Here is a 13,687-nt window from a genome sequence, read left to right as displayed (position 1 = left end):
TTGTTTATGATTTTTCTATTACCTTATCAAAAAATTCAGCTTGTTTTCGTGTCATTTCTCTTGCTGTATAGGGTTCGAAGGCTTCCCAGTCTGTTTTTGGTTTTTCTTCTAAGTTTTCTAAATAGTTGGTAAATAGTTGATAGGCTTCTTCTATTACTTCTTGTGTATAATGTTCTTCTACAAAAGGAATAACTATACCTGCATTTGTTTTTTGCAAAATAGTAACAGCACTACTCTTTTCATAAAAAATAGCACAAATAGATTTTTCCGAAAGAATATAAGGGTAGAGTTTTGAAGCTGTATAATTTTTGTCTATAGAACCAAACATTAATAATCCATTTGCTTCTGAGAGCAAGCGTAATGTTTCGAAATAAGGTATTCTAGCAGGAAATTCTTCTACAAGATTTTCTATTCCATTTTCTTTTGCGATAGGAAAAATAGTAGCAGAAGGATTTTTAGAAGCGTAATCTGTTCCAATAAAAAATAACCGTAATTTTTGAAAAAGAGCAGAGTTTTCATCTATTCCTTTTTTTATAGCTCTGAAAAGAACATTTGCAGCCGTTTTCATATCATGTCCCCCTCTTCCAATATAGACAAGATTTATGAACTCATCTTTTTTATCAAAAAAAGTATTTTCAAATTTTATTTTCTTTGCGACATCAAAATCTTTATCAAAAGCACCAAAGGGAAGTGTAATACAATTTTGAGATGTAATAGTAGCTGGATAACGTTCTTGCAAAGTTTTACAATACCCTTCCGAAACTGAAACGATTCCGTTCACTTTTTTCATAGCAATAGGTTCTAAAAACTTATGCAAGCGATACGAAAACCAGTACTTCGGAGGACGTTCATGTTTGGGACGACTCTCATAGTATTCTGAATGCCAAGGGTCTTGCATATCGATAATATATGGAATATCAAACTTTTTTTTCCAATATGCTCCCAAAACACAGACAGGAAACATAGTCGTAGAAAAATAGATAAGTTCTATGGGATTTCCTTCTTTCTGTTTTTGTTTAATGATTTGGTTTACTTTTTTACGATAAAAATACAAAGAACGCAATCCCAAATCACCCAAACCTATTTTTCGTGTATATTTTGCATCAAAAGCATTTACATGATGAGTTTCTATATCTTGAGGAATAGTTTTAAGTAAAACCTCTTCTTTAGGATATTCTGTCAAATGAGGTTTTACTCCTACAACAATAGGATTCCAACCGAAATTTCTCCAATAGTTTACACCTTGTCTAACACGGTGCATATCAGCAGCATTATTAGGAGGGAAATTTGGAGAAATAATAAGTAAATTTTTCATTTGTATGGTATTAACTCAACGTCTTTTCTATAACTGAGATAAACTTTTGTCCTTCTTTATTCCAATTATATTTTGTTTTCGATAGATTTTTAGCAGCTATTTTCATACTTTCTAACTCTTCCGTATTATTTTTCTTACTATCTGCCAAAATTTGAATTTTTTGGGCAAGCTCTTTTGTATTATCAATATCTATTAAGAAGCCTATTTCTTTGTTTTCTTTTATCAAATATGACTGTCCTTTAGTTTTTGAGGTAATAATAGCCAATCCACTATTTATATATTGAAAAATTTTATTAGAAATGGCTAATTCATTATTTACACTAAACCCTGTTTCCAAGGCAAGTCCAATATCATGTTCAGTTGTTCTTATAGGAAGTTCTTGATTTGAGACAATTTCATGAAAAAAAATATTTTGCCTTATCTCTTTGTTTTTAGCTATTTCTAAAAGATAGTTTTTGATGTCTTGGCTTGCATTACCTCTCAAATGTAATTCTATATCATTTCTATCTAATATATTTAAGGCTTCAATAATTTGTTCGATTCCTCTGCCTTTTCCTGTTGTTTGAGAAAACCAATAAAGAGATAGATTATTTATATTTTTTCGATCTTTATATTCTTTTTTGTCTTGCTCTTCCAAATCTTCAAAAACATTCAAAATAGGTGTTATTTGAGATAAATTTTGATAACATTCATTATAAAAATCTATATACAAAGGACTAGCACAAGTGAGGTAATCTACTTTTGAAAGATATTTTTTTTCTATATCTACTATACTTTTATCTATACTTTCTGTCATTACACTGTAAGCATCTTCTATGTCAAAACCTAGCTTTGCATTATTTTTTTCAGCAGCTTGAGTAGTTAAAGGCAACATAGCAATATGATGAGCAACATACAAATCAGCTTTTATAGATTTTAAAGAACGGTAGATAGGAAACCATAAAGCAGTAAGATTGCTTAAACTTGCAATTATAGAGTAATTAGATAATTGAATACGTTTGAACAAATGATGCAAGAAAGTACCGATAATATACCCTCCTTTTTTTTTATAAAAAGGGTAAATAAAAGTATTCCAAGTAGGATTTTTTTGTATTAACTCTTCATCAAATGGTACTGTTTCTTTTGAAATATATACAGCTACTATAGATACTTTATATCCTTGATTAGCTACTAAAGAGGCTTCTTTTATTAATCTAGGGTTAGAAGAAATATGTCCTAAAGAAACAAAACAGATATGTTTTTTACTATTCTTTATTATTTTTTCGTCCATTATAAATTAATTTCATGTTATAAAATTTATATCGTGTATTTAATTTCATATAAACCTAAAAATTGAGATAGTTTTTTTATTTTACACAATCTACATATAGCGAGTATGGACGGTGGTTTTCTAAATCATCTTTCAGTTTTTCATCAATAGATTCTCTCCATTCTTGATGAATAACTTTACTAAACCCTGCTTTTTTGAGTATATATTCTAATGTTTCGAAGTCATAAGCAAATTTGTGTTCGCCGTCTTGTCTAAAGACATGATTAAGTAAAAAAGCTGCTGTTGGAGCTTCTTCATCCCCTACTTCAAACCCCATTTCTTTCCATAATACTGTATCATTTTCATAATATGCTTTTATAAATTTAGCAATATCAGGTACTACAATTCTCAAAACCCCTTCTTTTTTCAAAATTCTTTTACACTCCTTTAAAAAATCAGGTACTTCGTCATGCATAGTTAGATGTTCGAAGACATGTTCACAACGAATACGCCTAACAGAATTATCTCTAAAAGGCATTTTTCGGCGACAATCATAAGTAAATGTAATATTGTTTGATTTAAACATATCTACATTTGTCCAATCTTTTTTACCAAAAGGACCTGCACCTACATTCAAAGAAATTTCATCTTGTTTGGTGTATTTACTTATGCTTGCTCGTTTGATAGGATTAATACTTGTATTTAATCTCAATAAAAAAGCATTTAGCTCATGTCTAAAAATATTAAAATTTTCTTTAGATAGAGGTAGGTTAGGAATTAAAACTTTTCCTATGCGTTGTTTGAGTGTTGCGCTCATAGTTTATTTTTCTATAAATTGATTCTTTCTATTGTGAGAATAGAAAAACACTATTTTTGATTGCCTGTTATGTGTACCTACAATTTTTTTATTTTCTTATAAATCTCTAAGTACTGCTCTGAAATAACATCTGCAATAAATCTACTTTCTGTATCTTTTCTGACCTCAAGACGAGAAATAGAGTCGATTTTTTCGACAGCTTCAATCATTTGTTGTAGAGTTTGGCAAATGTAGCCATTTATTCCATGTTTAACAACTTCTGGTACAGACCCTCTTCCAAATCCAATGACAGGTGTGCCACATGCCATCGCTTCTGCCATCACAATACCAAAAGGCTCATTCCATAGAATAGGCATCAAAAAAGCAGCAGCTTTTCCCAAAATTTCATTTTTTTGAGTATCATTTACAGCACCTACATAGATAATTTGAGTATCATCTAAATGAGATTTTATTTGAGAATTGAAATAACCTGTTTGCTCGTCATCTTTTGGAATATTTCCTGCAATGATAAGTTTTCTTCTTGTTTTTTTGGCTATTTCGATAGCGATATGTGTTCCTTTTATATGTTCTACTCTACCCAGAAAAACTAAAGGTGCGTCATTTTCCACTTTTTCCACAAAATCATAAATTTCTATTGGAATACCATTAAAAACAGCATGACTTGGTGCATAAGGACGAATTTGGGATGCAATATATTCACTACATCCCGAGAAATGAAGTGTATTTTTTTTAGATAACTGAACAGCTTTTTTTATTTGAGATATAGTAGGTTCACGCTGATAACTCATCAATATTGGAATAGAAGTAGGTAAAATAGGAGTTAGATATGCCAAACGTCCAAAACTATGTACTACATCTACATTTTTCATTTCCTTATTTGTCAATAACTTACTGACAGTAAGCGTATTTTTGAGTATATTTTTTATACCAAAACTACTTTTACTAGGGTAAGGAATTAGTTTTGCAGAGGTAACAGACTCTTCATTTCCAAATAATAAGACTTCATGTCCTTTTTTGGTATATTGTGCTATAAGCATATCAATTATTCGTTCAATTCCACCATATAAAAGAGGAGGAACAGGAAGTTCTGGATCTGCTGTAATGGCTATTTTCATTATTTATCTAATTTTTAGTCAATGATTTATAAATAGTTAGCATTTCTTCTCCCACTTCTTTCGTGGTACGAGGATATACTATATTTTTTTGTAAAGAAGAATGTAGTTGAGTATTACTAGCTACTTCTAACAATATATTTTTTAGAGCATCTACACCATTAAATTGATATAAAAGCCCAGTTTGTCTGTCTTCAACAAGTTCTGCTACTCCTCCTATATTCGCTCCAATAATCGGAGTTTTGTTTGCAAAGGCTTCATAAGCTACAATAGGTCCTGTTTCTAACCACGTAGAAGGGATACATAAATAATCTATTCTTGCCATAAATAAACTAACCTTTTCAGTTGGCATATTTTCTTGATAGTTTATATTTGGTAAAGATTGTATTTTACTTTGTAATTGATTGTAATATTCTAAATAATAATCTTGCTTCACACCTACAATATGGAGTTCTAGATTCAAATTTGGATTTTCTACTACTACTTTTTCATAGGCATCTAATAAAATATGTAATCCTTTTATGGGTTCTAACCTTCCAATAAAACCTATTTGTATCTTCTTATTTTCATTAGTAGCTACTTTTGGTATTTGTTGTTGATTTATATTTTTTAGGTATGTTTTGCTTACTCCTTGCCTACAAATTTTTAATTTACTTTCCGAAACACCATTTATCAAAAAGGCATCATAGAGCCATTGACATACAGCAATAATATATATTGTGTTCTGTTCTAGTTCATGAAGAGTCTTTTTTTTCTGACCAACAACACTAAATTGAGGAACTTTTTTCTCTAAAACAGTTGATACAAAACTAGATTTTGCCAGTGTGCCTGTAATTTCAGCTATTAGCTTATTTTCGTGTCTTTGTTGTGCATAACAATAACCACAAGTAGAATTTTGTAATTTTCCGTTACAAACTTCATTAGGATATTTTATAAAATCTCCCTTTGGACAAATAACCCCTGGAATGTGAGCTGTAAAAAGAGTTTTTATTCCTTTTTCTTTTGCTACTTTTAAGTGTCTATAATTAAGTGTTGTTGAGAGTGTATGCAAATGAAAAATATCAGGTTTTAGCTCTATAAGCAGTTGTTCAAAATTTTGCCACCCTCTACAAATTATTTTATCAGTTATTTCATCTCTTTTAAATTCTTCAGGAACTTCAAATCTATAAACCATATACTCTAACCCTTTTACATCTTCATTTTGATAAAAATAATTACCTTTTGAACTAGGTGAAATGATAATGACTTCTATATTTTGAGAAGTAAGATAAATGGCTAAGTCGTGTATGTACTTTTCTGTTCCTCCAATAGAATCTGGATAGTAATAACCTACTCCTAATGCAATTTTCATTTGTTTACTATTTTTTAAAAAAATCAAAAATATACTCTGTTTTTTTTAATCCTATTATCTGAGCTATTTTTTTTTTGATGGGATAAGTAGGTAAAAACTTAGGTTCTATTTTTTTTATTACTTCAAAACAAAGGTCAGATTGATTATAATTTTTCACTGCTAAGTATTCTTTAGCGCAGTAGTAAAAAATATTTAGCAATGCTTCTTTATAACGATAAGTATCTTCTCTATTTTGTTGGTAGAGTTGATAAGCATTTTTAAATATATCATTTAATTTTGTATCAGACCTCATATTTTGAGTAGTACTAGCCTCATGTTGCACATAATAAGTCAAAACTTCTTGTATATACCCTATTTTACCCAAATTTTGCACTTTATATGAGCATTCCCAAAAGAAACGAACATCTTCTCCAAACTTGATATTTTGGTCAAAACGAGTAGTTGATATCAACTCTTTTTTATATAAAGGACAGTGTGGAGGTATCCAGATAGTACTTTCTAGTATTTGATTGAGATAATTTTCTCCTAATTTTGGGTAAAAAACAGTATAGTTATCTTTGACTTTATCTGTATTTTCTAATTCTGTTGGCTCTATTGAAGGTACAGAACACCAGTCGGACAAACATATATCTTTATTGTTAGTATTAATTAAGTCTGCCTGTTTTTCTATTTTTGTAGAATGTATATAATCATCAGCATCTAAAAACTGAATAAAATCTCCTGTTGCTTTATCTAACCCTATATTTCTAGCAGCACTTACTCCTCTATTGGGTGTATCTATTAAGATAATTTTATCTTCTTTTTCATATTTCCTCAAAATTTGTAGTGTATTGTCGGTTGAGCCGTCATTAATTACAATAACTTCTAGATTCTCTAACCCAATACTTTGATTAAATACACTTTCAAGAGTTTTTTTTATGAAGGATTCGCAGTTGTAAGCAGGAATTATAACTGAAGTCAGCTTTGTATTCATTTTATTTTCATTTTTAGATATTTCATAAAACTTTCAGATTGGTAGCAATCTGAAATTAAACTGCTACCAATATAAAACCTTTGCTTTTTATTCCTTATCTAGTACTACTTTTTCTTTCATCCATTCTGTTGATAGCTTCATTCCTTCTTCAAAACCTATTTTTGGAGTCCAATTTAATTGTTCTATTGCTTTTTGAGAAGATAATTTCGTAACTGTATTACCAAACAAATCATTCAACCATGCAGGTGGATTAAATGGCTGTTCAGTAGGTTTCATTATGTTATCAAAATTCACTGAGCTTTCTCTGTGTTCGTATATTTTTTGTTTTACATTTGGAGTAAGAGATAAAGCTATTTTTTTGAGGGATTTTAAAGAGGGATTACGATTTATGATTTCCATCATTTCATAACTTCCAAGCAAACTTTTGGCTGTAACTATAAGATTTTCAGATTTATTAAAACTCTCTGTTTCTAGGTCATTTTTGGTCAGAGAAGGAATATTTTGAGCTTTATCTAATAAAAGAGGAGTCAAAAATTCTTTCCAAGTAGTATATCCATCATTTATTATATAATTTTCTCCGTGTGCATTTGGTGTTTGCAAAGCTAGTAACATTGCATCTAAGAGATTATCAATATAAACATAATTGGCAATACCTTGTCCATTATCTATCCAACAAAATCTATTTATTTTGCGTAAATCATAAGGCAAGGTAGTATATGTTTTTCCATCTACTCCATATACACAAGTTGGGTTTACAATAGAAAGGTGCATCTGTGGGTTCTTTTTTGCCCAATCCAATGCCCATTTTTGCATAACAGCTTTTGTAGCTCCATAATTTCCACCAGCAGGAACTATTCTTTTATTATTCCACGTTTCATCAATTACCCCATTTGTAGCTGGTGATTTAGGAAACCCATAAACATTCATTGTACTTGTAATGACAATTCCTTTCACTCCATTTTCTGTGGCTGCTTTTACTAAGTTTTTTGTTCCATTTACATTTACTTCATACGCATTATTACCATCAGCAGCGACAGCTAAATGAAAAATATATTCTTTTCCTTTTGTTGCCTCTTTTACGGCTTGATAATCTAGTAAATTTAGGCGAGGCATTTCTACATTTGCCCACTTAGCAATAGGTGCACAGTTTTGATAACGCCTTACAGGAGCTGTTATTTGATGTCCTTCTTCTGCTAAACGGTTGATAAGAGCTGTTCCTATAAATCCTGTTCCACCTGTAATTAAATATTTGCTCGCCTCTTTTTTAACAAAAGCAGTTGATTTATTTCTTTGTTGATATGCCCATTCTACTAAAGCTACTATTTTTGATGCTTGTTTTGCATCTACATAAGAAGGCTCTTTTCCTTCCTTATGAGAAATAACAGTTTGAGCAAAGTCATAAATTTGTTCTACAAAAGCAGCCTCAAAGGTATGAGTGAGTTGTGTAGAAGCTACAAAGGGTGTTTCATCACGCAATGTTTTGATAGTATCATCGGATTTATTTTGAAAAAATACTTTTTCAAAATCATTTTTTTCCATCCATGCTTTTCCTTTTGTTCCAATTATTTCAAAACGATTTTCTAGTAAATGGGTACGAGAAATCTGTAAAGTAATAGGAATATTTTTTTCTGTCTGCAAACAATACGTACAATTAGCTTCTGTTCGTCCTTTCCAGTCTTCTTCATAAGAAATAGGTTTCAAATCACCAAACAACATATAGAACATATCCAAATAATGAATCCCCATATCAGCCAACACTCCTCCATTTTTTCCATCAAAAAAAGCATAACTATCTGCTGACCATCCAAAACTTGAGCCATCACTTACTTTTACGTCTTCAATCTCTCCAATGAGATGAGATGAAAGAAGAAACTGTAATGACTTTAAACTTGCTAACTTTCTTTTAACCATAGCAGCAGCCACGATTACATTCTTTTCTTTCGCTTGTTTATAAAGTTGTAATGAACTTTTTTCATCTAAAGTAAGAGGTTTTTCACACAACACATCAAGTTCTTTTTCTATACAAATTTGCATTGCCTTTACATGCAAAAAGTTAGGTAATGCAATGATAACCAAAGTAGATTTGTTTTTTGTATCATAATTACTCAAAAAACTTTCAAAATCTTGTTGTATTACTTTTACGCCTGTATTAAGCAATTTCTCTTGTTCTTTTTGAGAGGGTTCTACTATCAAAACATTTTGTAGTAACTCTAAGGTTCTGAAGGCTGGAATATAAAACTCTTGTACTACAGCACCTCCACCAAATATAATCCATTCAAAGTGGTCAATAGTTATTTTTTTCACAGTTTGTTTTATTTATTTTAACAAAAATATTTTTTTGATATATCACTTAGAAAAAAACACTAATGCTTTTTTAGTCATTTTTTCTATTTCTAACTTTCTAACAATTTTACTCAAAAAGCTAGATTTTTTATACAAATTATAAATAGGATATAGTAACTTATACTTTGAATAAACACTAACAATTTGCTTATCGTATATATCTAATCGTTTGATGAGTTTTCCTTTATTTTGAAGGCTATAACTGTATATCATAGCTGCTTCTTTGTCTTTAGGGGGAAGATTTGGGTGTTTAATAAGAGCAAATAATTCATCAAGCGTTTCTGCATTATGTATGCTATTAGGTATGTGTTTATAAGAAGATGTTCCGAATAGAATAGACGGTTTTTTCCAAAAAGTAGCCTCTAACCCAATCGTTGAACTAAAACATACAACTTTATCACACGCCTCCATTAAGGAGTATGAATTAAGTTGAGATGATGCTGGTATGACCGTTAATAAAGGAGAAGATAGTTGATGCAACTTATCATTTTCAAGACTAGTTATATTTCTCAAATTAGGGTGAATACGCAAATAAAAATGAATTGTTTTATCTTCCTTAAAATGATTTAAAATAATATTGATAGTATCTACTTGACGATATTTAAAAGGCCATATTTTTTGCCCTAAACTAGCAATTTCATCTTCTGAAGATATAAAAACTCCGATATTTATTTTTTTAGTGTCAATATTTAACTTGCTAATATCATCATCGTTCATTAGCTTTTTATAATTTATATCATTCGGACGGTCTTCGTTCTTTCCATATCGCTTTAGTTGATACCACTCTTCAGCTTGTTTTATTTTTTCTTCTTTGGGGATACTTGGTTCATTGAATAGTTTTATTGCATCTTGAGCAAAACGTACAGGGTCATGTGGAAGAGTACGATTTACTAAATAATAATGCTTCAAACTTTGGGCAATTTCCCATGTATCATAATCTATATCCTTTACTTCACAAAACTCTAATACAGCTCTACGTTCGGCACGTCTTCCATTAAAAATATATACTTTATCAGGATTAAAAGATTGGGTCAGTTTTTCCATTGTTAGAATAGAAATAACGGCATTTTTGTACATAGCCTCTAATTCTTTTCTATATTTTACAATATCAATATCTACATCCCGAGTCAAGGAAATGAGGCTAGACATTATACCAGCACCAATAGGTATCTCTTTGTAATGACAATCTTCAACTTCTTTTATAGAATTAAAATCTGGAATTACCAAATCTTTAGGAACGGGTGTCAATGAAACAATATCTTCTTTTTTTATCTTTAATTCTTCTGTAAGTGTATGTCTCCATGTTAATTGACATGTCAAACAAACCTCTTTACTCTTGAAAGAAGAAAAATCTTTTTTGTCATACAAATCTCTATGAGGATAAAAACAAGAAGGAAGTTGAGAGTCACAAACAATAACCTTTACTTTATGTCCTTTTTGTAGGTGAGACTCTATGATTTCTGCGTGAATAGATGGTATAAATTCAAATATAACCCAAGTGGTAAATACAACTACGTTCATTTTTATTTAATTAAAAAATTCTAAATTCTAGTTAGCCAAATTACTTTCTACCTTCATTAATTCTAAGATTCTTTCCACTTGTTCTTCAAACTCTAAGTTTGTGGTATCGATTTCAATAGCATCATCTGCTTTTCGTAGAGGACTTTCCTCACGAGTAGAATCTATTAAATCTCTTTTTTCAAGGTTATTGATAATTTCAGATAACTCTACCTGTTGTCCCAAACCCTCTAGTTCTTTCTGACGACGTAATGCTCTAGTAGGTACTTGTGCAGTCATAAACACTTTTAATTCAGCTTGTGGAAAAACTACTGTTCCTATATCTCTTCCATCCATTACAATTCTTTTTTTCTCTCCCATCAAACGCTGTTGAGCTACCAAAAAATGACGCACTTCGGCAATCGTACTGACATCACTTACTCGTTCTGAAATGTGCATTTGACGAATGAGAGATTCTACATTTTCACCATTCAAATAAACATGACTACTCTTTGTAAGCTCATCAAACTTAAACTCTAATAATATAGAAGTAAGAGCTTTTCTGACTTGACCTTTACTTAAATGATCAACTTTATGGCGATAAAAATACAGCGTTACAGCTCTATACATCGCACCTGTATCGATATAAGCATACCCTAAACGAGCCGCAACAGCTTTTGCAGTACTACTTTTACCACAACCTGAATAACCATCAATAGCTATAATAATATTTTTAGTATGTTTGTCTTGAACCATAATTTCTTAGCTTCTAATTTCAAATAGATAAGTCTGCATTGAAAAACAATGTACTGCAAAGGTATAAAACTTATAGAAATAATTTTGATATTGAATAAAAAAGCCTGCAAGAAACTATTTTAAGAATGACTATTTCGTTTCATCAAGCATTTTCAGAATTAGATTTCTAACTGTATCTTGATGCGTCCAAGGAATAAAATGATTTGCTTGTGGAAGTGTTATAAGCTTAAAAGAAGGATTATTTTTTAATTTTTCTTCTGTAAAAAGTGCGTGTTCGTAAGGAACAATCCTATCTTTTTGTCCATGTAAAACCATTAAAGGAACATTTATTTTATCAAAATCAGTTGAAATAGCTTTCAAATCTTTTTGTAAATGCAACATTTCTTTATTCGAAACAGTAAGCGCAGTAGGAAGCCACCAACGCACAAAAATAGACTTTGCAGCACCGTTATACCAACGAGGAATAGTCAGCTCTGCCGAAGAAAGACCAGCCAAAACAACTACACCACTCATCATTTCAGGATAATCAATCGCCATTTGCAAGACCACAGCACCACCATAAGAATGAGCTACTAAAATAGGTTTTTGCTTGGAGGAGTCTTGATATTTTTCTAAAACACCTTTATAAAAACGAGCTTGTTCCTTTAAGTTTTTTTCATAATTTCCAAAATCAGACTTTCCATAACCTGTTCTGTCCAAAGCAACCATATTTGTACGTTCTAGCAAAGTAGAGTCTTTAAAATAATCCAAAAAAGCACTCCAATCTCCAGGCGAACCATGTATAAAAAAAAGTGTTGGAAACGAATTGTTTCCTATCTTGGCATAATGAATCTTACGCTCTTCGAACTCTACATATTCAAAAGTAGGTTTGAATTTTTGGTCTTTAAATTCTTTTTTGACTTTTCGGTCGCTAATTCGGAATTGCATGCAGCTAGAAATTAATTGTAAACCTATTACCAAAAACAGAAAAATATAAGTTCGTTTTCGACGAAAAATACTTTTAAAAAATGGACTCATAATAAATGATTAAGTTAAATTTAAGAATTTTATAGTGAAAAGGCATGCTTTTTACTGTTTAGTGATTGTTCTAGAATATCCTGTGGACTGAAAATAGTTATTTAGATATTGCTAATAACTTTCCACACCTTAAAAATCATCATTCATTACTCAAAAAACAAATACATTTCATTTTTATCGTTTCGAAAATCGGTATGAATGACAGGTTCTAAAGAATAGGCTTTTTTGATATTTTCTTTTGTCAAAACTTCTTCTGTAGTTCCTGCTGTTAAGATTTTTGAATTAGTTTAATTCTAAGAGCAACCTAATCCTTAGTGTAGCTAAACTAAACACACAAGGACTATTTAACTGTAATAATATCTATTTTTTGCAGTCACTTAAAACAATTACTCTATTTTTCATCTAAAAGATTCGTATTTTTGAACTATGATTCAAAAACTCTGTAAACTTATTTCTTATGTCTTCCATCCTGCCTTGATGCCAGTTGTGGGATATTTACTCTTTTTCTTTCTTCTAAGCAGTGAGCCTTTTGGACAACGACAAATCCTATTTTTAAGCCTTATTTTCTTGGGTACTTTTGTTGTTCCTGCTTTTTTCTTGCTCACACTGCGTTATACAGGTTTTATTTCCTCCCTTAATATGGAAAATAGAAAAGAAAGAGCTGTTCCATTTATGTTTACTACTATTTTTTATACACTTCTTGCTTACTTGATGATTCAAAAGGTAGGTTATGAAATTCAAGTTGTTTTATTAACTGGAGGAGTTGCACTTTCTATGTGTCTGACTACGCTAGTTACACTTTTCCACAAAACGAGTGTTCATACTATCGGAATTAGTGGACTTTTGGGTTTTCTGTTTAGCTTTCAAGCTGCTAATACTTCACTTGAATTACTTTTACCTATTGTGATGTTATTTTTCTTAACAGGAATGGTAATGAGTTCGAGGTTATATCTAAAAGCACATACACCAAATGAAGTTTGGAGTGGTTTTTTGATAGGCTTTGGGACATGTTTTGGAATAGTGGCTTGGGTTTTATAAAAAGGGAAGAGACAAAATAATCTACATATAATTATAATTTGGCAAATAATTGATAAAAGTTATTCGTTTTTTGAAAAAAATTTGCTTTTTATACAAAAAAAATCCCAAAAAACTTGCATGATAATCATTTTTTTTTGAATATTTCTGACTACGCACTAAATTTGCCTTTTGTGTAATTTTTGTGTATTAATAAGTTGATAAAGAAATAATCCCTATCCT

At 30.6% G+C, this 13,687-nt stretch carries 11 protein-coding genes; 1 reads left to right on the top strand and 10 read right to left on the bottom strand.

The window, feature by feature from the left end; all coding sequences use genetic code 11:
* Nucleotides 1-4: 4 nt before the first annotated feature.
* From ACE193_RS13710 to ACE193_RS13665, 10 genes are all read right to left on the bottom strand, one after another.
* Nucleotides 5-1,315, bottom strand: a complete 1,311-nt coding sequence (locus ACE193_RS13710; protein ID WP_375558794.1) for a hypothetical protein — start codon at nucleotides 1,313-1,315, stop codon at nucleotides 5-7.
* 10 nt (nucleotides 1,316-1,325) lie between these two features.
* On the bottom strand, nucleotides 1,326-2,585 hold the full coding sequence (locus ACE193_RS13705) for a glycosyltransferase (protein ID WP_375558793.1): 1,260 nt from the start codon (nucleotides 2,583-2,585) through the stop codon (nucleotides 1,326-1,328).
* A gap of 76 nt (nucleotides 2,586-2,661) precedes the next feature.
* The gene (locus ACE193_RS13700) at nucleotides 2,662-3,381 is read right to left on the bottom strand and encodes a methyltransferase domain-containing protein (protein WP_375558792.1); all 720 of its coding nucleotides are present in this window, start codon (nucleotides 3,379-3,381) and stop codon (nucleotides 2,662-2,664) included.
* 77 nt (nucleotides 3,382-3,458) lie between these two features.
* Nucleotides 3,459-4,496, bottom strand: coding sequence for a glycosyltransferase (locus ACE193_RS13695; RefSeq protein ID WP_375558791.1), 1,038 nt, complete (start codon nucleotides 4,494-4,496; stop codon nucleotides 3,459-3,461).
* 7 nt (nucleotides 4,497-4,503) lie between these two features.
* A complete protein-coding gene (locus tag ACE193_RS13690; RefSeq protein ID WP_375558790.1) occupies nucleotides 4,504-5,844 on the bottom strand; it encodes a glycosyltransferase in 1,341 nt (446 codons plus the stop codon).
* A gap of 7 nt (nucleotides 5,845-5,851) precedes the next feature.
* The gene (locus ACE193_RS13685; protein WP_375558789.1) at nucleotides 5,852-6,817 is read right to left on the bottom strand and encodes a glycosyltransferase family 2 protein; all 966 of its coding nucleotides are present in this window, start codon (nucleotides 6,815-6,817) and stop codon (nucleotides 5,852-5,854) included.
* Between the two features lie 87 nt (nucleotides 6,818-6,904).
* Nucleotides 6,905-9,121 carry an NAD-dependent epimerase/dehydratase family protein gene (locus ACE193_RS13680; RefSeq protein ID WP_375558788.1) on the bottom strand — a complete coding sequence of 739 codons (2,217 nt, stop codon included), beginning with the start codon at nucleotides 9,119-9,121 and terminating at the stop codon, nucleotides 6,905-6,907.
* A gap of 42 nt (nucleotides 9,122-9,163) precedes the next feature.
* Nucleotides 9,164-10,681: a hypothetical protein gene (locus ACE193_RS13675; RefSeq protein WP_375558787.1), complete on the bottom strand. Its 1,518-nt coding sequence runs from the start codon at nucleotides 10,679-10,681 to the stop codon at nucleotides 9,164-9,166.
* 27 nt (nucleotides 10,682-10,708) lie between these two features.
* Nucleotides 10,709-11,413, bottom strand: a complete 705-nt coding sequence (gene cmk / locus ACE193_RS13670; protein WP_375558786.1) for a (d)CMP kinase — start codon at nucleotides 11,411-11,413, stop codon at nucleotides 10,709-10,711.
* Between the two features lie 129 nt (nucleotides 11,414-11,542).
* A complete protein-coding gene (locus tag ACE193_RS13665; protein WP_375558785.1) occupies nucleotides 11,543-12,430 on the bottom strand; it encodes an alpha/beta fold hydrolase in 888 nt (295 codons plus the stop codon).
* 426 nt (nucleotides 12,431-12,856) lie between these two features.
* Here ACE193_RS13665 and ACE193_RS13660 point away from each other — a divergent pair, with 426 nt between their 5' ends.
* Nucleotides 12,857-13,468 carry a phosphatase PAP2 family protein gene (locus ACE193_RS13660; RefSeq protein WP_375558784.1) on the top strand — a complete coding sequence of 204 codons (612 nt, stop codon included), beginning with the start codon at nucleotides 12,857-12,859 and terminating at the stop codon, nucleotides 13,466-13,468.
* The last annotated feature ends 219 nt before the right edge of the window (nucleotides 13,469-13,687 follow it).

Source organism: Bernardetia aquimarina (assembly GCF_042180575.1).
GTDB lineage: Bacteria > Bacteroidota > Bacteroidia > Cytophagales > Bernardetiaceae > Bernardetia.
The sequence above is the reverse complement of the archived record's forward strand: the minus strand, read 5'-3'. Positions and strand labels throughout refer to the sequence as shown.

Coding starts and splice junctions, on each gene's coding strand:
- ACE193_RS13710 (WP_375558794.1), bottom strand. CDS start 1,315: ATGAAAAATTTACTTATTATTTCTCCAAATTTCCCTCCTAATAATGCT.
- ACE193_RS13705 (WP_375558793.1), bottom strand. CDS start 2,585: ATGGACGAAAAAATAATAAAGAATAGTAAAAAACATATCTGTTTTGTT.
- ACE193_RS13700 (WP_375558792.1), bottom strand. CDS start 3,381: ATGAGCGCAACACTCAAACAACGCATAGGAAAAGTTTTAATTCCTAAC.
- ACE193_RS13695 (WP_375558791.1), bottom strand. CDS start 4,496: ATGAAAATAGCCATTACAGCAGATCCAGAACTTCCTGTTCCTCCTCTT.
- ACE193_RS13690 (WP_375558790.1), bottom strand. CDS start 5,844: ATGAAAATTGCATTAGGAGTAGGTTATTACTATCCAGATTCTATTGGA.
- ACE193_RS13685 (WP_375558789.1), bottom strand. CDS start 6,817: ATGAATACAAAGCTGACTTCAGTTATAATTCCTGCTTACAACTGCGAA.
- ACE193_RS13675 (WP_375558787.1), bottom strand. CDS start 10,681: ATGAACGTAGTTGTATTTACCACTTGGGTTATATTTGAATTTATACCA.
- cmk (WP_375558786.1), bottom strand. CDS start 11,413: ATGGTTCAAGACAAACATACTAAAAATATTATTATAGCTATTGATGGT.
- ACE193_RS13665 (WP_375558785.1), bottom strand. CDS start 12,430: ATGAGTCCATTTTTTAAAAGTATTTTTCGTCGAAAACGAACTTATATT.
- ACE193_RS13660 (WP_375558784.1), top strand. CDS start 12,857: ATGATTCAAAAACTCTGTAAACTTATTTCTTATGTCTTCCATCCTGCC.